Origin of the sequence: Pseudomonas sp. GV071, from assembly GCF_003050835.1 — a bacterium.
GTDB lineage: Bacteria > Pseudomonadota > Gammaproteobacteria > Pseudomonadales > Pseudomonadaceae > Aquipseudomonas.
Genome location: NZ_QAOJ01000002.1, coordinates 134,331 through 157,903 on the forward strand (window position 1 = coordinate 134,331; position 23,573 = coordinate 157,903).

Here is a 23,573-nt window from a genome sequence, read left to right on the forward strand (position 1 = left end):
GCTTATAGCTAGCGAGAGGCCAGCAGAAAGCACACTGACTTATTCGACGAAAACTCGAATTAGCATTAAATTCTCGTAAAAATTAATTGACCTGAGCACCACCACTCAAACTTCATGGGTGGTGCACCGATCTAAAGAAAACTTCGAACTAAGAAGGTAATGCAGTAATCACTGCTGCCGCTGGCCTTTTAAATTATTGTCCGACTTGCTCTTAGGCGTACTACTCGAATCACTATTACGGGTATTACCAAAGTTATGCGGAATGAGGTGATTAGTTGGCGGGGCTGTAAATGACGTATCCCCTGTTGAAGACCCAATTGAGGTTCGCACTGGCCTACTCCCCTTGATGTCCCAATGTTTCACCGATTCGGTTTTTGAGCCGATATTTTCGGGCGCCTTGTTAGGACTAGGCTGGGTATCGCCAAAGTTGTGCGGCTTGCTCGGCTCTCTTGGCGTAGATGAATGGGATGTATCTCCCGTCGAAGAACCCACGGACGTTTGCACATGAGTTGGAATATGCACCTCCCAATGCGTAGGCGGAGTCGGCTTAGTCGTGGTCACTCCATTTGGGAGAGTCGTGATCGACGAATTTTCTGGTTTTGATACAACCGTCGAGCCAGGTGCTGGCGGGTTGATGGCCACGCCATCTGGCGTGTCAATATTCGGGGTTGGGCCAGTCGCTATCGTCGTGTCTGATGGGCCTGACGGGCGGGTAACCGTCGTTGTGTCAGGTGTTGACGGCTTGATACCAACGCCATCTGGCGTATCAATATTCGTGCTTGGGCCAGTCACTATCGTCGTGTTTGATGGGCCTGACGGGCGGGTAACGGTCGTTGTGTCAGGTGTTGACGGCTTGATACCAACGCCATCTGGCGTATCAATATTCGTGCTTGGGCCAGTCACTATCGTCGTGTTTGATGGGCCTGACGGGCGGGTAACGGTCGTTGTGTCAGGTGTTGACGGCTTGATACCAACGCCATCTGGCGTATCAATACTCGTGCTTGGGCCAGTCACTATCGTCGTGTTTGATGGGCCTGACGGGCGGGTAACGGTCGTTGTGTCAGGTGTTGATGGCTTGATACCAACGCCATCTGGCGTGTCGATAATCGTGGTTGGGCCGTTTGCCACGGTCGAGTTCGATGTGCCCGGACGGGTGATTGTGGGCGGCTGAGCGGCAGGCATGGTATTGCCATCCACCGGGGGTTTCGCTCCGCTGACTGGGTTCGGCTTGGTGATAGTGGGCGGTTGAACAGCCGGCTTGATTCCACCATCCACCGGTGGCAGGGCAGATGGGGGCTTCGGTTGACCAGCTGGTGGTGTCACCGTTGGACCGTCCTGCACAGGCATTGAGCCTGGATCAGGGCGTGAGGTAATTGGTGGAGGGTTCGACGGCGCATGGTTATCGCCATCAACCGGAGGCGTTGCATTTGTTGGCTTTTTCTTCTTCTTGAGGTCGCCTAGGGAGATTTCGATTTTGATATCGGTACCCGCGACCTTCTTGTCGGTTATCACCTCAAGGGTTTTGTCGGCATCTTTGTTCAGATCGCCGATCACACCCTGGCCGACGTTCATTTCCATGCCACCCAGGTCGACAGTGGCTTTCTGATTGGCCTCGTACTTCACCTGATCAACACGACCGGCCTCTACAACCACGGTGGGCAAACCGCTTTTACTGATACCGCCGCCACCACCGCCGTAGCCTCCGTCCTTGTCGCGTGAGTCAGTGAGGGTAGCGGCTGTGGTTGTGCCGTCTACTCGATAGGATCCCTGGCCTGAGCTGTTGATGATATGGGCACCTGTAAGGCTCTGATTTCCGCCAACATGGAAGTTCATGGAGCCGGCACTAATACCCGACTGCTCCGTGGTGAGCTTGCTGTTGTCGTAATCTTTACCGCCCGAAGCCGAGGCTCCACCGGTAGGAATCACCCCGCCGGCAGTGGAAAGTGCTACACCAGCAGACGCGCTCCAGCTACCCCGCTCATGCTTCATGTTGACGCTGTCTTGCTTGCTGGTGATGGTCTGGTTGCCGCCGATGTCATAGGCCAACTGGTCAGCCTTGATGTTGGCGCCCTCCATATTGTGGTCGCCCTTGGCTTTGATGCTGACCTCAGCCCCCGAGATCAAACCGTTGGTGTGGCTGGTCGAGCTTTCGGTGGTGCGATCATAATTACCATCGGCCCCCGCAGATAAACCTATGCCAGCACCGATTGGAGAAACACTGCCGCTAACACCAACTCCCGCGTTATGCATGTCGGTGCTCGAACTGGAGTTACTGCTCGATTGCGCGGCCTGCTGATGGATTTTTCCGGCTGAATCCAACTCGACTTTTCCGCCCTGGATATTCACACCATTCAGGACGATGTCACCCTTGGTGGTTTTCAGGCTGATGTTTCCGCCAATCTGGTTGATGTTTTCAGCGGTGGTGCTGGACTCGCTTTTGGACTGGGTGTTTTTCACTCCAAAGTTCATTGATGTGCCGGCCAGATCCCCAAACACCACCTGAGTGATATTCCCCACCTGAGCGCCTGCGGTCAGCGCGCCATCAACCTCCATGCCGTCAGCAGCCTTGTCTGCCGTTTTATTCACGTTGCTAACAACGTTGGCCACTGATGAGTGGGTTTCGTGGGAAGCACCAATGAAGGTTTCTTCACGACTGAAGGTATGTTTGCTGGTGTCAACAAACTTGGTAGAAGTGATGTCGCCAGCGGTGATATCCAAGGTAGGCATTTGCGCCACGGCTTTTGCCTTTTCCTCGGCGGTCATTTTCGCCCGTTCTTGGGGGCTCAGCTGATGCTGTTTGTTGATATCAGCGCCACCAAGGTCAAAAGTGCCGCCCACATCCATAGTGCCGCTGCCCAGATTGAGCTGGGAGTTGTGATGATTTTTTTCCTGCTTGGTCTCTTTGGTTTCGATCACCTCAATGCCGTAGCGATAGCGTGTGCCCACTGTATCGCCGCGGTTCTTGTTGGCGCCGGCTATTGCACCCGCATCTTCGTTAAGGTCCATATCTGAGTATTCAGAAGCTTTGGTGCCGGAAGCCGATTGCTGGGTGTCGAACCTGCTTTTTTCTGTAGAGGCTTCATGGCCGTTGGAGCCTGCTGCCGCCCCAAAAACGAGTTGAGTCGTTTTTTGCTCTTTTTCGTAGAACGCCAAGTCTTTGCCAGCGGCAACGGTGGTATCTCCGGCCACCTTCACATCGCTGCTTTGGGTATTGACGTCACTGCCCGTGACATTCCAATTGCCGCCCGTAACGATGGTGAGATCGTTGGCCTTCACCTGATTGCCTTTAGATATCGCCTCCGAAGTGGTGACGTTGGTTTGCTGGATCGCCAGGAAGCCTGACTCGACGGAGTTTTCGAAGTTCGATTTAACCTCGTGTACGTCCTTCATGTTGAGGTCGCCCGTGGACTGCAGCTTGACGTTGTCTGCAACAGTGTTGGCGCCGATCAGGTTGATGTTTCCGCCGGATATCACCGTCACGGAGGAGCCTGCGCCTACCGCTACCGGAGCGGCAGCCTTCAGTTCCTCGAAGATGGCCCGCACATCCGGCTTTTCCACCACCAGCTTGGGTTTTTCCGCAATGGGGCCCTGTGACGCAGCGGTTTCAGGCGTCGTGGATGGCGGATTGGCTGCAACAGCTTTCTCAGCGGCCAACTTATCTTCACGTTGCTTCTTCAGAGCCGCAGCTTTGTTGGCGCTGCCTTCTGCAGTGGTACCGGCGCCCATCACTCCATTGTTGCGGCTGACGAGGTTGCCGTTCTCGTCGTAGCCAGTGGTAGTGGTACTGGTCACCCCATTGCCGCCGACGATAGTTTGCTGGTAACCGCCCACGGTGCCGCCCTGATTGAGCACGCTGCCCTCCGCCGCCACGACGACTCGACCTTGGTCACCTCCGTGAATCCCGGCGCTAGCGCCGCCGGTGGAGACGTTATTAATGACGGTATTGGAGAACACCAGGGTATTTTCCTGACCCCGAATTACCCCGTTAATGTTGTTTACCGAAGTGGCATCAATCAACACGTTCTGAGCGGTCACAACCGCGGATGCGCCCTGATCTTTATTGCGCTCAGCCATGGTTTTAGGGCTGATGTAGACCCGTGGCGCCAGCACACTGACCCCATTCACGACGGTGGTTTCGTACCAGACAATATCGCTGGTGAGCTTGCCGATTTGTTCCGCCGTCAGGGGCTGGCCAAGAACCAGACCGAGCCCGCTTGCTTCTCCGGCAGCGTTATCCATCAGCTTTTTGACCAGGTCAGTGCCACTTAGCTGATTAGCTACGGCAAAGAAATTACCGACCGTCTTTTCCACGCTGCGTACGATCAACTCGTGATCGAAATAGGCATCACCCATCACCGTTACAGTTTTGTTGGGGTTGTAACCGATGCGGTCAAAGAAGTACTGCGAACCGTAAAACTTACTGAGATCGAGGTATTCGATGCGGGTTTCATACAGTGGGTAAATAGGCGAAAAACCGCCAGGAACAATGGCTCCGGGCATATCACCTTCGACGTTTGGCAGCTCACCAGTCGGTGGGATGGGGTTGGGCTTGAACATGGGGTTATCCATGATGTCCTGCTTAATCTTATCGATGGCAGAACTGTCGCCGGGGTTGTAGGCAGTATTGAAATCGCCGTCGATGGTCTGCACAGTCTCGTCGCCAACCTTCACGTCGATTGCCTTGTTTTCTGCCCACTTGGCGCCATCACCGTTGCTGAATGCCCCACTGTCCTTATCAACAGTGAAGGCCTTACCGGCAGAGATTTCAGCCTGCGTATCGGCGTAGAACAGCATGGTTTTTCTCGGGCTGGCCTTGTGAGCGGCCCAACGGGTTTTCAGGTCGTCCTGACTGAGCGCCTTCCAATCAGCGCCCAGTACCGCACTTATAAGCTTCATCGCATCAGGTGTTTTGATCTCCTTGAACGAGTTCACCCATTCGTAGCCGTAACCCAAATACGTGCTGCCAAACAGGCCCTCCATCAGGGCGTACAGAGCCTGGTTAACTGGAACACCATCGTGGTGAATAAAGGACGACGTCATATATTGTGTGGTGGTTTGTGCTTCAATCAGCAACTGAGTAAGGTTTTTCGAAGTCGACACACCCTTATTTTCCAAATTGCCGTTAACCGTCAAATTCCCAGCCGCCGCGATTAACCCGCCCACGTTACGCACAGTGGCCTTGGTGTTTTTGGCCTCACCCTGATTGAACAATATGTCGCCACCCGCCTTGACCACACCTTGCTTGACCGTGAGATCCGAGGTGTATACCGGCAAGGTAATTTTGGTGTTCCAGTAGTCGACCTCCAGGCCACTTGCCTCGGTATACCAGGTATCTTCCTTGGCCTCGGACACTTTTACGGGACCACCGGTGGCCTCACTGAGATTTTCGAACAATGGAGCATCAGCGCGCAGTGTCTTGCCTGCCTCTATACGCCCTACGTTGTTACGAATGACCGTGTCAGACACAAGGGTTACGTTGCCCATGGCCATAATCAGGCCATTACGCCAGTTGGTCAGCGCTGTACGCGAATCGAGCACCACGTCTTCCGCCGCCCAAATCAGCTTGCCTTCCATATTGTCGATAGAACCGCCGGCTAAGACGCTCAGGCTTTTACCAGTGATGATTTCGCCATTGTTTTTCACGTTGAACAAGGCGTTGATGCGAATCTCACCGGGGTTGTTAATTGAGCCGTTGTTCTCTAAATAGTCAGTGTTCAAGGTCAGCCGGTTGGCGGCCTTAGGCGTGAAGTTACCGTTGGTAATTTTGAGCAGTCGGTCGGAGCCGTTCGTTACGTTTAGCGTGGCGGTGTTTTGAGAAGCAAGGTTGGCAGTGTTGGTGTAATTGAAGGTGGTAAGTTCAAGATGGTCGCTGGTGAGAATGGCGCCTCCGTTACCTATAAAGCTATCGGCGGTTACCCACACATTCTTACCCTTGAGCATGCCACCTGTGCCGGTGGTAAAGCTTGAGCCGGCGTTGATATCAACCCGCTCGGCGATCATGTTGGCGAAGCTGTCGTTGGTTATCCACGACGTCGCATCCAGCTTCATCGCTTTCTCGGCGTTGATCCGCGCTTGGTCCACGTTACTCACGCTTCGTGCGGCGATAGTTACGTTTGTTCCGGTCAAGGCTGAGCCTACGCCACTGTTACTCATGTCCTCTTTTGCCCGAATAGTGAGCGAGTTTTTGCCGTTGGCCCACGCCCCGGCTGTATTGAAAAAGGACTTCCCTATATCAAAGGTAAGCGTCGAGGCGTCGAAGAACGAGTCAAGCCCGCTGTTATAGAGCGAGCCGCCGACGGTTATATCGGCAATCCCGCCCTCGTCGACATACACGTAAGACTGGCCGCTATTTACCATGTCTGCGCCGCTTTTCAGGGTGAGCTTTTCAGTGGCGCTAATAATGCTGCCGTTCACATTGCGCAGCTCTTTGCCCGCCGATAAGGACATCTGTTTAGCACCGGAGAACGCCCCACCATCGTTCACTAGATCGCCATCAGCATGCACCGTTATGCGGTCGCCTCGAACATCCACCTGAGAGGCCTGGTGGGTAATATTGCCGCCCGCACGCATGTGAAGGTCGCCCTGGCTGAACAGCGTGGATTTGGCTTTGTAGGTCTGGCTGCCCTGGGTGGTGATGTCGACCTTACCTCGGGAGTAGATGACTGCAGTACTTTCACTGGTCATGTCTTGAGCAGTGACCGTGAGGTTGCTGGAGCTGGTAAGACGCCCCTCGTTGATCAGGGTAGAAGTCACCTGAATAGTGCTATCGCCGTAGGAGGAAATTCCCGATGTGGCTGCGGCTGACAAACTGTCGAGAATCAACAACAACTCACCGCCGGAAAGCACTTCTCCCGAGTTCTGAAGATGGGCTTTTTTGCCCGCCACCTGTTTCAGCAACAGGCCGGCAAGGCCAGTGATCGAAGCGTCATTTTGATTGGTGTGCGCGCCATCGCCCAACTCAAGCGTCATGTGTCCGGCTACCGACAACCCCCCTGCATTGTTTAGCTTGCCAGCCTTGATGCTGGCGTTACCCGCTCCAAAAAAACCGCCGCATACATGCTGTTCTTTACCGTCGGCCACAATGCCAACAGTGCATAGGTTGTCTAGTACTTCAGCCACCAGTTCGAGATCACCTTGGGTTTGCGACAGTCCGGTATTACGCAGAGTGTCGGCGGTGATTTTGATGCCTCGGGTACTGGTGTCTTTAAGAATGCCTTCATCATTTATAAAAGCATTGGCAGCTATGTCTATGCCGCCACCGGAGAGCAACATACCAGTGGACTTGAGTACGGCCTCCTCGTATACGCCCGGCGCCATTTGAATCATCAGCTTGCCACCGCGTAACACCAGCGGATAACTAGGGTCGACTTTTACGGTGAGGCCACCACGCAAGGCGTAGGCCTCAATTTCGCCCGACAGGGTGAAGGTGCCTACGTTGATCCGCACGGCTTTAATGTTGCCTGCCAGATTGTTGCCTTTGGCCGCCAAGGTCGCGGCCTGAATCAGCAGGCTTTCAGCGGCTGCGGCAAAGGTGTTGCCGCTGACGTCACTGCGAATGACGATGCCGTTCTTTGCGGCCAGATCAATATGGCCTTGCGCACTCATACCGGAACCGCCGGCCTCAGTACCGATGACAACGCCCCGGCTGGAACTGGCCACCGTAATGTTTCCTTCAGCGAGGGTCGACGCCAGGACAATATCGCCATCGGCAGTAATGGTGATGTCTTTGGCAGCCTTGATCAGCCCTTCATGGCGAACGCCGGCACCCGTCTCGGTGCTGACCAGCGAGATCATGCGGCCATACATGGCTCCTGCCAGATCCCCCTGAATGGCCACTACCGGCGCATTGGCGCCCGTGCCGGCATTTTTGATATGGGTGCGAGTCTTTGCATCGTATGTATTGAGGCCAGCGGTCACCGAGATGTCGGTGGCTGCTGCAGCCGAACCCACAGCCCCGTTCAAGGTAACGGCACGCGCGACTATATCGAAATAACTCAGGCCACTGGTGTCCACTCCCCCACTGCCAACCGTCACCCGTCCACTGCGCTCATCCACAACAAACTGCAGGTTGCCGTTGTTGTTCTGTACCCAGCCAGTGGTGACCGCCAAACTGTTGCTATTAAGGGTCGTGACGCCATTGATGCTGACGCCGTTGGGGTTGGCAATGATGATGTCAGCCCGCTGGCCGAAAACTTCCATGGTGCCTTCGAGATAACTGGGATTATTGCCCGTCACCTCGCTGAGAATGGCTGTAGCGTGCTGCGTCAAACCGGGGTTTTTCATTAAACCGCCGCCGATCTGGCTGATGCCGTCTTCTTTACTATTGTTGAAAATCAAACCCGGCTTATGAACATTGAACTCGGTAAACCGGTTATGAGACAGCCCATCACTCCCAGGGTTGGTGATGTTGATCACTGGGACCTTGTTGATCGACTCGGTGATGCTGGTACCGGCTGAGCTCGGGTCGACCGCCAATTGTGCGGCGACATAACCTGGTACGGTCAACAGCATCGCGGCGGTGGCACCTCGGGAAAAGCCATTCCCACAAAGCACCACGCTCATCCAGGCACGGTTTAGCCAGGAAATAATCGCAGGCAGCGCTTTCAGTGTGCAGTGATGGGGCTCCTGGACGCGACCCTCTACTGCTTGCGGCTGAACCTGGCCACTCTTACGCTGAGCATTCTTGGTTTCGGCGACAGGTATCAGGAAACCGTGGACTTTGCTAAAAATCAGGCGAAAACAGTGCTTATTCATGACATTTACCTTCTACAAATTAATTAGTTTTTTTGCAGGTTTTTAGCTAAATGTTTATGAAGGTACTTATATAAACGGCGACCGGATCTGTTATATCGGTGACTCTTTCTTCAGCCATTAGCGGCACGCCCAAAACCACCGAACCACCGCCGTACTTCCAACTGCCCGTCACACCAACCGCGAAACCAGCCAGGCTTCCATTTCGTTCATCGTAAGTAACATTTTTCACGTACCCAGCGTCCAGCCCTACGAGGGGACTTATCGTCCCCCCCATAACAGCAATCGGCACATTTAACGTGTTGGTTGAAAACACGCCTTGATCCCCGAACATAGGCGAATTACGGAAGCCTCTAACTGTATATTCATCACCTATTGCCAACTGCTCGGACTCAAGCATGTTTTTTCTTGAATAAACCGCACCGACTCGGGAGTTGAGAATTACACTCCGCCCCCAAAGTTCAAGTGGACGCGCCCACGCGGCATTTGCTTCAAACTTTTGGAAGTGAATAGGAGTGCGATTCTCATCGCTATAAGCTGCATGTCGGCCGCCGAGGTATGACTGGCCGCGAATATATGAAATATCGGAATATAAAGAGCCGCCTAAAAGTCTTGTCACGTGCTCAACGCTGTAGGTCGCGCTGGTATAAGGTCGGCTATTGACTTCAATCAAACGGCTTTTCACATAGTTGAAATTTTTCTTATGCTCCAACGCAGCTGAAACAGTTAGTTTTTCCGTTTTATTACGCATAACTACGCGACTGAGTTTCGCGCTATACAGTTTCGAATCACCGTGCGTGTCATAAGTTCCGTATTGACTGGCGGTACTGCGCGAGTACTGAGAATCGTTATAACGAAGGTCGAGTTTTGAATAGCCAACCGGCAAGGAGTAACTTAACCCAGCAGAATACTCTGAGTTCTTTTCATCGATCTGAAAACGCCGGGAGGAGCCATTTATCGCTAGCGTGTCATTACCCAATAAAAAGTCACTAATGCTAGATGACAAGGAAAAACGGTAACGACCATTACTCGGGCTTTCCCTACCCGAGTTATCTGCCCTAAGAGTGGCGTCAGCCAGGCTCTTGGACTGCGTGATGATATTGAGTAATGAATAACCAAGACGGTGAGAGGGTTGAATATCAATTCGTGCGGACTTTCCCGAATTGTTCAGATTTTCGATTGCCTGGTCGACGTCGTAGATATTTAACGGCTTTTCCGCGACATCTGGCATTGCGCCAAAAATCATTATCTTTTCGCGAAGCGCAACTGGTGCTTCTCCATTAATCAACCAACCCTCGACTTTCCCCCACTGAACTTTTAAAGTAATTATTCCATTTTTAAGGTTTCCGGGAACCAAGCCGATAGTAGTAGTTGAGTAGCCTTTTTCGGTGTAGCGATTACTAACATCACGCAGTAGCTGAAAAATGTCCGAACCACTTAGCTCTCTATTTTGATAGCGCACAACAACATCTGAAACATCAACAGAAATATCAGAGTGCTCGCCAGCGTCTATCTCGATTTTCGAAATAAGAAATTTCACCCCGTTATCCGCAGATATATTATCTTCCGGTTGCTCCTGTAATATCTCTTGAGCGGCAGAGCCTTTTTTATTGCTTTCCAACTCACGCCTGATCTGCTCTTCTCTAAATATTTTTTCTTGCAGATCCAGCTCTCGATCAAGTATGTGACTTGCAGGTGGCTCTGCTGCGAAAACGGCCACATTCGCAAGCGCACACAACAAGAGTAACAAGCGGCGCCCACTGCAAGAATAAGATGTTAGGCGCCGGGCGCCGAAAATCCCTACGTTGTTTAGTGAATGATACACACCATAAAGTTCGGTTTTCATAACCAGGTTTTTTGTCACGAATGGAGGTAAGATCCTCCATCACTACTAACATTCAGGGGAATCAACGAAGTCTGCAAGGCAAGTAGGACGCATCCCATAAGCGCATTACTTGACACGAGCTCATACTTCCACGTGACATGTAAAGCCAATTCAATGGAAACGGTCGTATATGCCCAATCGTTAATCTTGAAGAGGAAACCAACTGACTATTCACAAATCTTGATAGTTAAAGAGCGCCAGAGCGAAATTTCTTTAGGATCATCCTTACTTAAAAATTTCTTTGATTCGGAAGATCTCTTGGTCCCGCGACTTGCTGACGGCAAAGCGCAGTGCCGCCATAACTGCCGGCAGGTCGGTCCAACTGGCTATAATGGCCCACTACCCTGCCAGGCCACGCCGCGCATGCTTCGAAAACTCACTCGTCGACTCTTGAAATTTCTGCTCTGGTTCGCCATCGCATCGGTAGCGGTAGTGTTGCTGTTCCGTTGGGTGCCGCCGCCAGGAACAGCGCTGATGGCGGAGCGCAAAATTGAATCGTGGATAGACGCAAAGCCGATTGACCTTAAGCGCACGTGGCGGCCGTGGAATGAGCTTTCGGATGATCTGAAGATCGCGGTCATCGCCGGCGAAGATCAGAAGTTTGCCGAGCATTGGGGCTTCGACGTCGATGCGATTCAGGCAGCACTGGATCACAACGAGCGCGGCGGCAATCTACGCGGCGCCAGTACCATCAGTCAGCAGGTGGCGAAGAACCTGTTTCTGTGGCCGGGTCGTAGCTGGGTTCGCAAGGGGCTGGAGGTGTGGTTTACCAGTTTGTTGGAGCTGCTCTGGCCCAAGCAGCGAATCCTTGAGGTGTATTTGAACAGCGTGGAATGGGGCGATGGCGTGTTCGGTGCCGAAGCGGCGGCGCGCACGCACTTCGGCGTGGGCGCGCCGTATCTGTCAGGACGGCAGGCTAGCCTGCTGGCAGCGGTACTGCCCAATCCGTTGAAATGGAGCGCTGGCAAACCGACCGCTTATATAAACCGCCGGGCCAACTGGATTCGTCAGCAGATGCGTCAGTTAGGGGGCAGTGATTACATCGTGCAAATGCAGAAGAATCGCCGCTTCTTTTAAGGCCTATTTTTCCAAGGTACTGCGTGGCACTAAATGAAGTAACAGCAGGTGCTCATTCTCGACGTGCGCGGTCAGCCCTTGCAGGGGATAGACCCAGCCTTCGCCGCTGTCCAGCTCCAAGCGCAAGCGCGGAGCGCCAAAACTGGCAATCACCTGCTCTGAACTGACCGGCTGCTCTGGCCGCAATGCCAGCGTAACCAACGAGTGCTGCCCCATTTCACTGAGCATGGCTGCACTCAGAGGCTGCTCGGGGTCGGTCGGTTTCAACCCTGTGGCCGCCATCAAACTGGTGTGCTCGCGCTCGTTAAGCACCAGCACCGCTTCGAGCTTCCAACGTTGACCACCTGCCGCCAATTCACTGCGAAATACCAGCTGTGGGCCATCCAACCGCGGCTTCAGCCATAACTCGCCGGCCTTCAACGCATTCAATTGCGCCAGCGACAACTTGCCATCGGCCATCGGCGCCAAAATCTGCTGTTGCCACTGCGCCATGCCCGGTAGCGGCTCAGCCTTGTCGGGGCCACGCATCAGCCACCCGCCCCAGGCGAAAAAAGCGATGGCAATCACCACAAACAGCAACCAGTGCTGCATACGTAGCGGCGGCAGGGACATAGATACTCTCCGGATTTTCAGAATCTGACAGGCAGAAAAAAGCCGCACCTGGGTGCGGCTTCATCGCGATACGCGGGGCTCAAGCGGCTATGGAGCCTTTGAGCTTGCTCATCGCGTTTTTCTCCAACTGACGAATACGCTCAGCTGAAACGTTGTACTTGGCGGCCAGCTCATGCAGGGTCGCTTTCTCCTCGGCTAGCCAGCGCTGGTAGAGGATGTCACGGCTACGTTCGTCCAGGCCTTCCAACGCTTCGTGCAGGTTCGCCGTGGCGCTGTCAGTCCAGTCGGAATCTTCCAGCTGACGCGCTGGATCGTAGCGATGGTCTTCCAGGTAATTGGCTGGAGACTGAAAGGCGCTTTCGTCATCCGCTTCGGCAGCGGGGTCGAAGGCCATGTCATGGCCGGTCAGGCGACTTTCCATCTCACGCACTTCACGCGGCTCCACGCCCAGGCTTTCGGCCACGGCGTGCACTTCGTCGTTGTTCAGCCAGGCCAGACGTTTTTTCTGGCTGCGCAGGTTGAAGAACAATTTGCGCTGCGCCTTGGTGGTGGCCACTTTGACGATGCGCCAGTTGCGCAGGATGAACTCGTGAATTTCAGCTTTGATCCAGTGCACAGCAAACGACACCAGACGCACACCCATTTCCGGGTTGAAGCGTTTGACGGCCTTCATCAGGCCCACGTTGCCTTCCTGGATCAGGTCGGCCTGAGCCAGGCCATAACCGGAATAACTTCTTGCGATATGAACTACAAAACGCAGGTGCGCGAGCACCATTTGCCGGGCGGCTTCAAGATCTTGATGGTAGAAAAGACTTTCGCCCAGTTCGCGCTCCTGCTCAACGCTCAGCAGCGGAATGCTGTTGACCGCATGCACATAGGCCTCCAGGTTCGCACCTGGGACTAGGGCATGGACAGGTTGCAAAGAATTGCTCATGCGAATCCTCCGACTCACGAAACTCGTGCCTCTTGAGCACTGCGTATAAGACTAACAGTTGACTCTAAAGTTCAGAAAGCACGAAAACACACAACGAAACAAGAACTTACTACTTCGGGGCCAGTTCGTTCAAGTGACGGGCCACCGCAAGCCAGGCGCCAATATACCCCAACAATACCGCGCCGAGCAGCAAGGATAGACCATCGGCTAAGGGCACCCCGCCCAGGGCGAAATCGCTGCCGTAGAGCCCGGCCAGGCGAACCACGGCGCCATTCAGCCAGTCCAGACCAAACGCCAGCACAGCCCAGGACAACACCCCCGCCCCCAGGCCATACAGCGCGCCCATATAAAGGAAGGGCCGACGCACATAACTGTCGGTGCCGCCGACCAGCTTGATCACTTCGATCTCGGTGCGACGGTTCTCGATGTGCAGGCGGATGGTGTTACCGATCACTAACAGCAGCGCCATCACCAGCAACAGGGTGAGGCCGAAGACAAACCGCTCACCCAGCTTGAGGATCGCACTCAGGCGCTCCACCCACAGCAGGTCCAGTTGCGCCTGTTGCACCTTGGGCAGTTCGGCCAGACGCAAGCGCAAGGCCTCCAGCCCAGGTTTGTCGACTTCCTTCGGGGTTACCAGGATCACCCCGGGCAGCGGGTTCTGCGGCAGCTCTTTGAGCGCTTCGCCCAGCCCGGACTGTTGCTGGAACTCGGCCAGGGCCTGATCGCGGCTGATCCATTCGGATTCGGCGACGTCGTCCATCTCGGCAATTTGCGCGCGCAGCTTTTGCCCTTCGGCGTCGCTGGCGTCGATGTTCATAAACAGCGAAATCTGCGCCGCGCGCTGCCAGGAGCCGCCCAGGCGTTCAATATTGTTCAGCAGCAGCGACAGGCCCATGGGCAGGCTCAGCGCCACGGCCATCACCAGGCAGGTGAAGAAACTACCAATCGGCTGCTTGGCCAGACGACGCAAACTGTCGACCAGGCTCGAGCGATGAGCTTCCAGCCAGGCGTGCAACAGGGTGGTGAAGTCCGGACTGCCGTCGTCCTTTTTCTGATCATTTTTCTTCGGCGCCGCGCCAACGCGTTCGGCGGCCGACGAGGATTCCTGCGGGTTGCGTGTGGCGCTCATTAACCGGCCTCTCCATCGCCGATCAAACGGCCGCGTTGCAGGGTCAGCATGCGGTGGCGCATGCGGGCGATCAGGGCCAGGTCGTGGCTGGCGATCAGCACGCTGGTGCCCATTCGGTTGATGTCTTCGAACACGCCCATGATCTCTGCCGCCAGACGCGGGTCAAGGTTACCGGTGGGTTCGTCCGCCAGCAGCAGAGCCGGGCGGTGCACCACAGCGCGGGCAATGCCGACGCGCTGCTGTTGGCCAGTGGAAAGGTCTCCAGGGAACAGGTCGCGTTTGTCGCTCAGTGCCACGCGCTCCAACGCTGCGTCCACGCGCTTGGCGATGTCGGGCTTGGATAGACCGAGTATCTGCAGCGGCAAGGCAATGTTGTTGAACACGGTACGGTCGAACAGCAACTGATGGTTCTGAAACACCACGCCGATTTGCCGGCGCAGGAAGGGAATTTGCGCGGTGGTGATCTGCGCCAGGTCCTGCCCGGCCAACAGCAGCTTGCCTGAGGTGGGTCTTTCCATGGCCAGAATCAGCCGCAGCAAGGTGCTCTTGCCGGCGCCTGAGTGGCCAGTGACGAACAGAAACTCGCCGCGACGCACGCGAAAACTCAGCTCATGCAGGCCGACGTGGCCGTTGGCGTAACGTTTACCCACCTGCTCAAAGCGAATCATGCGTGCTCCCGCTCGGCGAACAAGGCCTGAACAAAGGCTTCAGCTTCAAAAGTACGGAGGTCATCAATGCCTTCACCGACCCCGATGTAACGGATCGGCAGGCCAAACTGCTTGGCCAAGGCGAAGATCACCCCGCCCTTGGCGGTGCCATCCAGCTTGGTCAGGGCCAGACCGGTAAGGTTCACGGTCTGGTTGAACTGCTTGGCCTGGCTAATGGCGTTCTGCCCGGTGCCGGCGTCCAGCACCAGCAGCACTTCGTGCGGCGCGGTGTCGTCCAGTTTGCCGATCACTCGACGCACCTTCTTCAATTCTTCCATCAGGTTGTCTTTGGTGTGCAGACGGCCGGCGGTGTCCGCGATCAGCACGTCGATACCGCGGGCGGTGGCGGCTTGCACGGCGTCAAAGATCACCGAGGCTGAGTCGGCGCCCGTGTGCTGGGCGATCACGGCGATCTGATTGCGCTCGCCCCACACCTGCAATTGCTCGACGGCGGCAGCGCGGAAGGTGTCGCCAGCGGCCAGCATGACTTTCTTGCCTTCCTGCTGCAGCTTCTTCGCCAGCTTGCCAATGGTGGTGGTCTTGCCGGCGCCATTGACGCCCACCACCAGAATCACGAAGGGCTTTTTCGCGGAGGGAATCAGCAACGGCTGCTCCACCGGTTTGAGCAGCGATGCCAGCTCTTCTTGCAGGGCCTTGTACAGCGCACCACTGTCGACCAGCTGTTTGCGCGCGACCTTCTGGGTCAGGCTCTGGATGATCGCGGTGGTCGCCTCAACGCCAACGTCGGCGGTCAGCAAGCGGGTTTCGATTTCATCCAGCAGGTCGTCGTCGATGGCCTTCTTGCCGAGGAACAGACTGGCCATGCCCTCGCCCAGGCTGGCGCTGGTCTTCGACAGGCCCTGCTTGAGGCGGGCAAAGAAGCCGGCCTTGATTTCAGCGGTGGCAGCAGGGGGCGGGGCAACCGCCACAGGCGGTTCGAGCACAGCAGGCGTGACCACGACGGGCTCGGGTACCGGCGCAACTGCCACGGGGGCAGGCGCGGGTTCGACCGCCATCGGCTCAGGCACTGCAATCGGCGGCTGCTCCTGGGCAGGCAACTCGACCACAGGGGCCTCGATCACCGGCGGCGCTTCGACCACCGCAGGTTCTGCAGGCGCCACGGTTTCAGCTGCTGGCTCAGGGGCCGCTACAGGCTCCTGAGGCTTTTTGCGCAGCCAACCGAACAGGCTTTTTTTCTCGCCGGACTTCTCGTCAGAAGGGGCCGGTGTAGTCGCCTCAGCCGGGGCTGGGGTCTTCTTGTCGTCGTTGGAACCAAACATGGAGAGCGGCTATCTCAAGGGTGCGACGCGCCAACCGGGTAAAAACCCAACAGCCGTGGCCGCCAATAAAATGGATGAGTATCCTAGCACCTCCGCGCCCGCCGACGCTAAGACCAAGCGGGCCTCCTCGACAGGTCATTCACTTCATGAAAATGCTTGCCCGCAGCGCCACCGGGCTGCTGCTCGCGGCCCTTTGCCTGCCGCTGCCTTCCTTCGCTGCCGATGCCCAACCCACCCAGGAGTTCACCCTCGCCAACGGCCTCAAGGTGGTTGTGCGTGAAGATCACCGCGCGCCGGTGGTGGTCTCACAGGTCTGGTACAGGGTTGGCTCCAGCTACGAAACCCCGGGCCAGACCGGCCTCTCCCACGCCCTCGAACACATGATGTTCAAGGGCAGCGCGAAGATGAAACCTGGCGAGGCCTCACTGGTATTGCGCGAGCTGGGCGCCGAAGAAAATGCCTTCACCAGCGACGATTACACCGCTTACTACCAGGTGCTGGCCCGCGACCGGCTGCCGGTGGCCTTCGAGCTGGAGGCCGACCGCATGGCCAGCCTGCGCCTGCCGCCGGAAGAATTTCGCAGCGAGATCGAAGTCATCAAGGAAGAGCGCCGCATGCGCACCGATGACAAACCCAGCTCCCTGGCCTTTGAGCGTTTCAAGGCCATGGCCTACCCCGGCAGTGGCTACGGCACCCCGACCATCGGCTGGATGGCCGACCTGCAGCGTATGAGCGTCGAAGAGCTGCGCCACTGGTACGAAACCTGGTACACGCCTAACAACGCTACCCTGGTGGTGGTCGGTGACGTCACCGTGGCCGAGGTGAAAACCCTCGCCGAGCGCTATTTCGGACCGGTACCGAGCCGTGCCATCCCCACCGCCAAAGCCCCCTTGGAACTGGCTGAGCCGGGCGAGCGGCGTATTCGCCTGTACCTGCAAACCCAATTGCCGAGCCTGATGATGGGCTTCAACGTGCCGAGCCTGGCCACCGCCGCCAATGCGCGTGACGTACATGCCCTGCGCCTGATCTCGGCCCTGCTCGACGGCGGTTACAGCGCGCGTCTGCCCAGTCAATTGGAGCGGGGCGAGGAGTTGGTGTCCGGCGCCTCCGCCAGTTACGACGCCTATAACCGCGGCGACAGCCTGTTCATGCTTTCTGCTACCCCCAACGTGCAAACCGGCAAAACCCTGGCGCAAGCCGAAGCCGGCCTGTGGCGTCAGTTGGAGGCGCTGAAAACCACGGCCCCGACCGCTGCCGAACTGCAGCGCGTGCGCGCCCAGGTGATCGCCGGCCTGGTTTATGAGCGCGACTCCATTAGCAGCCAGGCCAGCACCATCGGCCAACTGGAAAGCGTTGGGCTGTCATGGAAGTTGATGGATGAAGACCTCGCCGCCATCGAAGCGGTTACCCCCGAGGATATCCAGCAAGCCGCGCGCACCTATTTCACCCGCGAGCGCCTCAGCGTTGCCGAAGTTCTGCCGAAGGAAAAAACCCATGAGTGAGCGCAACGGTCTGCGATATGGCCTGCTTGGCCTTAGCCTGTTGGTGCTGCTGGCAGTGCTGGTGTTCTTCGTCAGCCGCCCGGCCCAGGCCCCCACCGAACCGGCTCCGGCACCCACCACCGCGAGCAAGGCGCCCGATCACCTGGAGTCGCTGGCCGCCCTTGAAGGGCAAGCGCCCAGCCACCGCAGCATCGACATCCAGACCTGGAAAACCGCTGAAGGCGCCAAGGTGCTGTTCGTCGAAGCTCACCAACTGCCGATTTTCGACTTGCGCCTGACCTTCGCCGCCGGCAGCAGCCAGGACGGTGACGTGCCAGGCCTGGCGATGATGACCAACGCCATGCTCAACGAAGGCGTGGCCGGCAAGGACGTCAGCGCTATCGCCGCCGGCTTCGAAGACCTCGGCGCCGACTTCGGTAACGGCGCCTACCGCGACATGGGCGTCGCCAGCCTGCGCAGCCTGACTGCCGCCGACAAACGCGAGCCGGCCCTAAAACTGTTCGCCGAAGTAATTGGCAAACCGACCTTCCCGGCCGACTCCCTGGTGCGGATAAAGAACCAGGTACTCGCCGGCTTCGAGTACCAGAAGCAGAACCCTGGCCGCCTTGCCAGCCTGGCGCTGAATGAGCGCCTGTATGGCAACCACCCCTACGGCCACTCCAGCGATGGCGATGCCAAATCGATTCCGGGCATCAGCATTGCGCAGATGCAGGCGTTTCACCGCAAGGCCTATGCCGCAGGCAACACGGTGATCGCCCTAGTGGGTGATCTGTCGCGTGCCGAAGCAGAAGCCATGGCGGCGCAGGTTTCTGCGGCCCTGCCCAAAGGCCCGGCGTTACCGAAGACGGTGCAACCGCAAGAACCGAAGCCGGGCCTGACCCATATCGAATTCCCGTCCAAGCAGACCACCCTATTCCTCGCCCAACTGGGCATCGATCGCGCCGAACCGGACTACGCCGCGCTGTTTCTCGGCAACCAGATTCTCGGTGGCGGTGGTTTTGGTACGCGCCTGATGGACCAGGTGCGGGAAAAACGCGGGCTGACGTATGGCATCTCCTCCGGCTTCACCAGCATGCAGGCCCGCGGCCCCTTCACCATCAGCCTGCAAACCCGCGCCGAGCAAAGCGAAGGGGCGCTGAAACTGGTGCAGGACATTCTGCGCGACTACCTGGCCAACGGCCCAACGCAGAAAGAAGTCGACGACGCCAAGCGCGAGCTGGCCGGCAGCTTTCCGCTGTCCACCGCCAGCAATGGCGATATAGTTGCGCAACTCGGCGCCATCGGTTTCTACGACCTGTCGCTGAGCTATCTTGAAGACTTTATGCAGCAGGTTCAGGCGCTCGACGTGGCCAACGTGAAAGCCGCCATGGCCAAGCACCTGAATGCCGATAACCTGGTTATCGTCACCGCCGGCCCCACCGTGCCGCAAAAGCCCCTGCCGCCCCCTACCGATCACCCCGCCGAGCCTGCGCTTGGCGTTCCGGAGCACTAATGGCCCGTCCCGTAAAACCCGGCAATGCGCCCGCCCATGGCGGCCAAGGCCAGTTGCGCATCATTGCCGGCGAATGGCGCAGCCGCCAGTTCAGCTTCCCCATGGCCCACGGCCTGCGGCCCACGCCCAACCGTGTGCGGGAAACCCTGTTCAACTGGCTGGCGCCGTATGTACAAGGCGCCCGGGTGCTGGACCTGTTTACCGGCAGCGGCGCGCTGTACCTCGAAGCCTTGTCGCGCGGCGCCAGCCTGGCCCTGGCCCTGGACCTCAACGGCGCCGCCATCGCCAGCCTGCGCCAGACCCTCGACACGCTGAAATGCGCCACCGGCCAACTGCTGCAAACCGACACCCTGCGCTACCTGGAAACCCAGAGCCCGGCGCCTTTTGACCTGGTCTTCCTCGACCCGCCGTTCAGCCAGAACTTGCTGCAACCCGCCTGCACCCTGCTGGAAGAAAAAGGCTGGCTGGCGGACGAAGCCTGGATCTACACCGAAAGCGAGAACCCGCCATCGAGCCTGAACATGCCGGCTAATTGGCGACTGCATCGGGAGCAGAAGGCGGGGCAGGTGTATTACGCGTTGTGGCAACGACACAACTGAGACATTAAATATTTCAAGGGGAATAGTGGCGCCCTAACGCAACACCTAACTTAGCGCACACCGTATTTTCCCCTTGCATCTTAAATTGATGGAAATTCTCTCGCAGCCTGTCCATTGCTGTTTTGCCATCATTGACTAGGGGAAACATTTCGCGAGAGTGAAAGAGCACTTCTGAACTAGCATCAGTCCAGAAAAAAGGGATATCGCCCGCTTCCATATCGAAAAATTCGACCTCAATTATTTTATGTAAAATAGCCGCACTTATATTTCTTAACAAAAATGCCTCTCCTCTGCCTAGAACATCAAAAATTTCTTCTTTACGCGCCGACAAATTCTGAGGCACCGGAGTCCAAAGTCTCAACTGCAAAATTCTATATAGCGAAGAGTTCCGCAAAAGAGCCCTTGATCGATAAGACGGAGCAGCTAACACTCTTCCAGACATCGATAATATAATCTGTTCATTTTTTGTGAACGCAGAATATCCGGCCTTAACCCCCGCAAGAAAACTTTCTCGATGTTGATTTATATATCGAATCCCCTCAGCCGTTTTAGCTAGATGCTGCGAATGAATTCTAGGCTTTGAATAAGCCAACCTGCACCCTGCCAATCCATTCTGCTCGGCAGAAAACCCGATCATTGGATATTTCTCTAAGCCCCGCTTCCTCAAGTGCTTTTACTTCAACAAGAAAGCCACTCGGGGGAACCATGAACATCGCTCAATCTTGCCGACGCGAGCATGCGACCAGCTTGGTTTTTTCGGTGACCCCTAATTTATTAAAAAACTCAACACTACCAATTAGCGCACTCGAGTAAATCGCGGTGTGCTTATATTTATTTATCAGCGTTTCCATCATAGATCTGCCAACCCCGCAGCCTTGGTATTTTGGATCCACTGCGACATCTGCAATCCAAGTACTAAAACAACTATCACTTAATGCTCTAAGCGCTCCAATTACTTCGCCACCACATCGAGCCAATACATGATATTGGGCACCATCAAAAATAGCTTTAAGCTGGGATATCGTATATTCCCTCCCCCAACCTACCGAACAATACAGCCTTCCTATTTGTATACAGTCAGCCTCAGAGACAGGGCTACTCTCAAATAGCTCAAATTTTATATTTTTCATTTCCAACCCCCAGAACCTACTTGATTGGCTGTATCTTTTTCAGCTGTTTTTGTTCGTGACAAATCTCTTTCATTGATTAATCGGTTTTCATACCTTATCAAAAGCGAACCTTAATCAAATAAAAACGACTCTCATTAACTTGTAGTACGGTTCCTAAACATCAAAAATCAATCAACTTAATAATTGCACTCTGGACGAATAGGCTGGCCGCCCACACATGTCTACACCCAAAAGAGAATCCGTCCTCGACCGTCAACATGCCAGCCAACTGGCGTTTGCACCGAGAGCAGAAAGGTGGGCAGGTGTATTGCGCGCTGGCGAATGCAGCGCCTGAGATTAAGCCTGGTGCCTATGGCAACAACTGCACGATGTAGCACTCCATGCGGCCGACGAAAATCCGGATATCCAGCGGGTAGCGACAGATCGCCAACGCCATCACGACCGCGAGTAACGCGATTACTCCGCTTAGAAAAAAGATCATCATCCGCTCCACTAGGTCCAAGCCACCAAAGGTAAGGCCTGACCGTAACAACAGGTCGCAGCCATCTTTCATAGGAGGCGGCTTAAACTTCCTCACCCTTGTTCGTGCAAAAGCGGCACAACATGCTGCCCTGCGCCATGGCACTATCGCAGGCTGTAGCCGCCTTTCTTTTAAGTGACTGGATCGATGAACACCTTTACTCCCGCCTGGTGGCTGCCCAACCCGCACCTGCAAACCTTGTGGAATTCCCTGTGCCGCAAGGCACCCAAGCTTGAGCGTGAGCGCGAACGTTTGTGGCTGGAGGATGGCGATTTTCTCGATCTGGACTGGCACGGCCCGCACGAGGCCGAGGCACCGCTGGTGGTGGTGCTGCATGGGCTGACCGGCTCTTCCAGCTCGCTGTATGTGCTGGGTGTTCAACAGAGCCTGGCGGCGCAAGGTTGGGCCAGCGTGGCATTGAATTGGCGTGGCTGTTCGGGGGAGCCCAACCTGCTGCCTCGCGGTTATCACTCCGGTGCCAGCGAAGACCTCGCCGAAACCATCCGCCACCTGCGCGCCAAGCGGCCGATGGCGCCGCTGTATGCGGCGGGTTATTCGCTGGGGGGCAATGTGCTGCTCAAGTACCTCGGCGAAAGTGGCGCCGACAGTCAGCTGCAGGGCGCGGTGGCGGTGTCGGTGCCGTTTCGTCTGGACCAATGTGCCGACCGTATCGGCATGGGCTTTTCCAAGGTCTACCAGGCGCACTTCATGCGCGAAATGCTCGCCTATGTGAAGGACAAACAGCGTCTTTTCGCCCACAAGGGCCAGGCTGATCGGCTGTCGACTCTGGACAAGCTCGGGCCGCTGACCAATATGCGCACCTTTTGGGATTTCGATGGCCGCGTCACGGCGCCACTGCATGGTTTTGCCGATGCCGACGATTACTACAAGCGCTCGTCCAGCCGCTATTTTCTCGGCCGTATCCAGACGCCGACCCTACTGATCCAGGCGGCCGACGACCCCTTCGTATTTCCCCATAGCCTGCCCGAGCCCCACGAGCTGGCCAGCTGCGTGCAGTTCGAACTGCACGCCCATGGTGGTCATGTCGGTTTTGTTCAAGGTTCCTGGCGCCGTCCGGATTACTACCTGGAACGGCGCATTCCAGAGTGGCTGACGGCGCTGCAGTAAGGCCTAGATAACGGCGTCGAGCGGTACGAACAGACGCTGCTGCAACGCGTCGACCGCCTCGCGTGCTTCTGGGGCGATGTAGCCGCCCTCCAGCGCCAGCACCTGGTAGATGCCACGGCGCAGCATCTCCTGGCTGAGGTCGCCCGGATCGCCGCGCGAGGTGCACAGAAAGCGCACCCACGAGGTCATCACGATCCAGCTGTTGAGGGTTAGCGCCTCGATCTGCCGTTCGCCCATCACCAGAATCCCGGCATCGACGAAGCCTTGGTAAATCGACTGGGCGCGGCCCATCGAGCGCTGGGCGAAGTGTTGGTACTGGGTGGCCAGACCGGCGTCGGTCTCCAGCAGATGCTCCAGATCGCGGTGCAGAAAGCGGTAGTGCCACATCGCGGCGAGCAGGGCTTCGAGGTAGAAAGTCTTGTCTTCCACGGTCATCGCCCGGCCTTCAGGCGGGCGCAGGAAGGTGTCGACCTGCTGCTCATACTGGTTGAACAGCTCGGCAATGATCGCCTGCTTGTTACGAAAGTAGTAATACAAATTGCCCGGTGAAATCGCCAGGTGCGCGGCAATGTGGTTGGTGGTCACATTACGTTCGCCCTGCAGATTGAACAGCTCCAGGCTGGCCTGGATGATCCGCTCACGGGTTTTCATTGGCGCTGCCATGGCGCTCGTACCTCACACACTGTTTCTTTCCCAACCCGCCTCCAGCAACTGCACTGCGCCGCAGCGGGTCAGCTCCCCTTCTTGCGCCAAAGGTACACGCACAAGCACGCTAATTGTTACCCATCACCACAGAAACCTAGCTACCTAACTTTTCGTTGGGC

16 protein-coding genes are annotated in these 23,573 nt (G+C 56.4%); 5 read left to right on the forward strand and 11 right to left on the reverse strand.

The window, feature by feature from the left end; genetic code table 11:
* Nucleotides 1-168: 168 nt before the first annotated feature.
* Together C8K61_RS04540 and C8K61_RS04545 are read right to left on the reverse strand one after the other, a co-directional pair.
* Nucleotides 169-8,754: a hemagglutinin repeat-containing protein gene (locus C8K61_RS04540; RefSeq protein ID WP_108095012.1), complete on the reverse strand. Its 8,586-nt coding sequence runs from the start codon at nucleotides 8,752-8,754 to the stop codon at nucleotides 169-171.
* Between the two features lie 46 nt (nucleotides 8,755-8,800).
* Entirely contained in the window at nucleotides 8,801-10,597 is a 1,797-nt protein-coding gene (locus tag C8K61_RS04545; protein ID WP_108095013.1) for a ShlB/FhaC/HecB family hemolysin secretion/activation protein, read from the reverse strand.
* A gap of 402 nt (nucleotides 10,598-10,999) precedes the next feature.
* Between C8K61_RS04545 and mtgA the strand changes: the two genes are divergently transcribed.
* Complete coding sequence (mtgA, locus tag C8K61_RS04550) at nucleotides 11,000-11,713, forward strand: monofunctional biosynthetic peptidoglycan transglycosylase (RefSeq protein ID WP_108095014.1); 714 nt, start codon at nucleotides 11,000-11,002, stop codon at nucleotides 11,711-11,713.
* A gap of 3 nt (nucleotides 11,714-11,716) precedes the next feature.
* Here mtgA and C8K61_RS04555 read toward each other — a convergent pair whose 3' ends face one another.
* From C8K61_RS04555 to ftsY, 5 genes are all read right to left on the reverse strand, one after another.
* Nucleotides 11,717-12,325 carry a hypothetical protein gene (locus tag C8K61_RS04555; RefSeq protein ID WP_108095015.1) on the reverse strand — a complete coding sequence of 203 codons (609 nt, stop codon included), beginning with the start codon at nucleotides 12,323-12,325 and terminating at the stop codon, nucleotides 11,717-11,719.
* Nucleotides 12,326-12,404: 79 nt separating this feature from the next.
* Nucleotides 12,405-13,259 (reverse strand): RNA polymerase sigma factor RpoH, encoded by an 855-nt coding sequence (rpoH, locus tag C8K61_RS04560; protein WP_108095016.1) that lies wholly within the window; start codon nucleotides 13,257-13,259, stop codon nucleotides 12,405-12,407.
* 109 nt (nucleotides 13,260-13,368) lie between these two features.
* Nucleotides 13,369-14,391: a permease-like cell division protein FtsX gene (gene ftsX / locus C8K61_RS04565; protein ID WP_108095017.1), complete on the reverse strand. Its 1,023-nt coding sequence runs from the start codon at nucleotides 14,389-14,391 to the stop codon at nucleotides 13,369-13,371.
* A complete protein-coding gene (ftsE, locus tag C8K61_RS04570) occupies nucleotides 14,391-15,059 on the reverse strand; it encodes a cell division ATP-binding protein FtsE (protein ID WP_108095018.1) in 669 nt (222 codons plus the stop codon). Before ftsE ends, ftsX begins: the two co-directional genes overlap by 1 nt.
* Nucleotides 15,056-16,378 (reverse strand): signal recognition particle-docking protein FtsY, encoded by a 1,323-nt coding sequence (gene ftsY, locus C8K61_RS04575; protein ID WP_108095019.1) that lies wholly within the window; start codon nucleotides 16,376-16,378, stop codon nucleotides 15,056-15,058. The genes ftsE and ftsY overlap by 4 nt, the downstream gene beginning before the upstream one ends.
* Nucleotides 16,379-16,524: 146 nt before the next feature.
* Here ftsY and C8K61_RS04580 point away from each other — a divergent pair, with 146 nt between their 5' ends.
* The 3 genes from C8K61_RS04580 to rsmD are packed head-to-tail and all read left to right on the forward strand — an operon-like array spanning nucleotide 16,525 to nucleotide 19,971.
* A complete protein-coding gene (locus tag C8K61_RS04580) occupies nucleotides 16,525-17,880 on the forward strand; it encodes a pitrilysin family protein (RefSeq protein WP_108095020.1) in 1,356 nt (451 codons plus the stop codon).
* Complete coding sequence (locus C8K61_RS04585; RefSeq protein WP_108095021.1) at nucleotides 17,873-19,372, forward strand: pitrilysin family protein; 1,500 nt, start codon at nucleotides 17,873-17,875, stop codon at nucleotides 19,370-19,372. The genes C8K61_RS04580 and C8K61_RS04585 overlap by 8 nt, the downstream gene beginning before the upstream one ends.
* Nucleotides 19,372-19,971: a 16S rRNA (guanine(966)-N(2))-methyltransferase RsmD gene (rsmD, locus tag C8K61_RS04590; protein ID WP_108095022.1), complete on the forward strand. Its 600-nt coding sequence runs from the start codon at nucleotides 19,372-19,374 to the stop codon at nucleotides 19,969-19,971. The genes C8K61_RS04585 and rsmD overlap by 1 nt, the downstream gene beginning before the upstream one ends.
* A 13-nt stretch (nucleotides 19,972-19,984) precedes the next feature.
* On the opposite strand, the gene C8K61_RS04595 is transcribed toward rsmD, so the two are convergent.
* The 3 genes from C8K61_RS04595 to C8K61_RS26925 form a co-directional block, all read right to left on the reverse strand.
* The gene (locus C8K61_RS04595) at nucleotides 19,985-20,608 is read right to left on the reverse strand and encodes a DUF4135 domain-containing protein (RefSeq protein ID WP_108095023.1); all 624 of its coding nucleotides are present in this window, start codon (nucleotides 20,606-20,608) and stop codon (nucleotides 19,985-19,987) included.
* A gap of 79 nt (nucleotides 20,609-20,687) precedes the next feature.
* Nucleotides 20,688-21,101: a GNAT family N-acetyltransferase gene (locus C8K61_RS04600; RefSeq protein ID WP_108095024.1), complete on the reverse strand. Its 414-nt coding sequence runs from the start codon at nucleotides 21,099-21,101 to the stop codon at nucleotides 20,688-20,690.
* Between the two features lie 349 nt (nucleotides 21,102-21,450).
* The gene (locus C8K61_RS26925) at nucleotides 21,451-21,582 is read right to left on the reverse strand and encodes a hypothetical protein (protein ID WP_256589364.1); all 132 of its coding nucleotides are present in this window, start codon (nucleotides 21,580-21,582) and stop codon (nucleotides 21,451-21,453) included.
* A 186-nt stretch (nucleotides 21,583-21,768) separates the two neighbouring features.
* Here C8K61_RS26925 and C8K61_RS04610 point away from each other — a divergent pair, with 186 nt between their 5' ends.
* A complete protein-coding gene (locus C8K61_RS04610; protein ID WP_108095026.1) occupies nucleotides 21,769-22,749 on the forward strand; it encodes a hydrolase in 981 nt (326 codons plus the stop codon).
* A gap of 3 nt (nucleotides 22,750-22,752) precedes the next feature.
* Here the strand turns inward: C8K61_RS04610 and C8K61_RS04615 are convergent, their stop codons facing one another.
* A complete protein-coding gene (locus tag C8K61_RS04615; protein WP_108095027.1) occupies nucleotides 22,753-23,412 on the reverse strand; it encodes a TetR/AcrR family transcriptional regulator in 660 nt (219 codons plus the stop codon).
* Between the last annotated feature and the right edge of the window lie 161 nt (nucleotides 23,413-23,573).

What these genes read in the sequence shown, in the direction of transcription:
- rpoH (WP_108095016.1), bottom strand. Translation starts at nt 13,259, where the DNA reads ATGAGCAATTCTTTGCAACCTGTCCATGCCCTAGTCCCAGGTGCGAAC.
- C8K61_RS04555 (WP_108095015.1), bottom strand. Translation starts at nt 12,325, where the DNA reads ATGTCCCTGCCGCCGCTACGTATGCAGCACTGGTTGCTGTTTGTGGTG.
- C8K61_RS04540 (WP_108095012.1), bottom strand. Translation starts at nt 8,754, where the DNA reads ATGAATAAGCACTGTTTTCGCCTGATTTTTAGCAAAGTCCACGGTTTC.
- ftsY (WP_108095019.1), bottom strand. Translation starts at nt 16,378, where the DNA reads ATGTTTGGTTCCAACGACGACAAGAAGACCCCAGCCCCGGCTGAGGCG.
- C8K61_RS04615 (WP_108095027.1), bottom strand. Translation starts at nt 23,412, where the DNA reads ATGGCAGCGCCAATGAAAACCCGTGAGCGGATCATCCAGGCCAGCCTG.
- C8K61_RS04580 (WP_108095020.1), top strand. Translation starts at nt 16,525, where the DNA reads ATGAAAATGCTTGCCCGCAGCGCCACCGGGCTGCTGCTCGCGGCCCTT.
- rsmD (WP_108095022.1), top strand. Translation starts at nt 19,372, where the DNA reads ATGGCCCGTCCCGTAAAACCCGGCAATGCGCCCGCCCATGGCGGCCAA.
- C8K61_RS04545 (WP_108095013.1), bottom strand. Translation starts at nt 10,597, where the DNA reads ATGAAAACCGAACTTTATGGTGTGTATCATTCACTAAACAACGTAGGG.
- ftsE (WP_108095018.1), bottom strand. Translation starts at nt 15,059, where the DNA reads ATGATTCGCTTTGAGCAGGTGGGTAAACGTTACGCCAACGGCCACGTC.
- ftsX (WP_108095017.1), bottom strand. Translation starts at nt 14,391, where the DNA reads ATGAGCGCCACACGCAACCCGCAGGAATCCTCGTCGGCCGCCGAACGC.
- C8K61_RS04600 (WP_108095024.1), bottom strand. Translation starts at nt 21,101, where the DNA reads ATGAAAAATATAAAATTTGAGCTATTTGAGAGTAGCCCTGTCTCTGAG.
- C8K61_RS04585 (WP_108095021.1), top strand. Translation starts at nt 17,873, where the DNA reads ATGAGTGAGCGCAACGGTCTGCGATATGGCCTGCTTGGCCTTAGCCTG.
- C8K61_RS26925 (WP_256589364.1), bottom strand. Translation starts at nt 21,582, where the DNA reads ATGATCTTTTTTCTAAGCGGAGTAATCGCGTTACTCGCGGTCGTGATG.
- mtgA (WP_108095014.1), top strand. Translation starts at nt 11,000, where the DNA reads ATGCTTCGAAAACTCACTCGTCGACTCTTGAAATTTCTGCTCTGGTTC.
- C8K61_RS04610 (WP_108095026.1), top strand. Translation starts at nt 21,769, where the DNA reads ATGAACACCTTTACTCCCGCCTGGTGGCTGCCCAACCCGCACCTGCAA.
- C8K61_RS04595 (WP_108095023.1), bottom strand. Translation starts at nt 20,608, where the DNA reads ATGATCGGGTTTTCTGCCGAGCAGAATGGATTGGCAGGGTGCAGGTTG.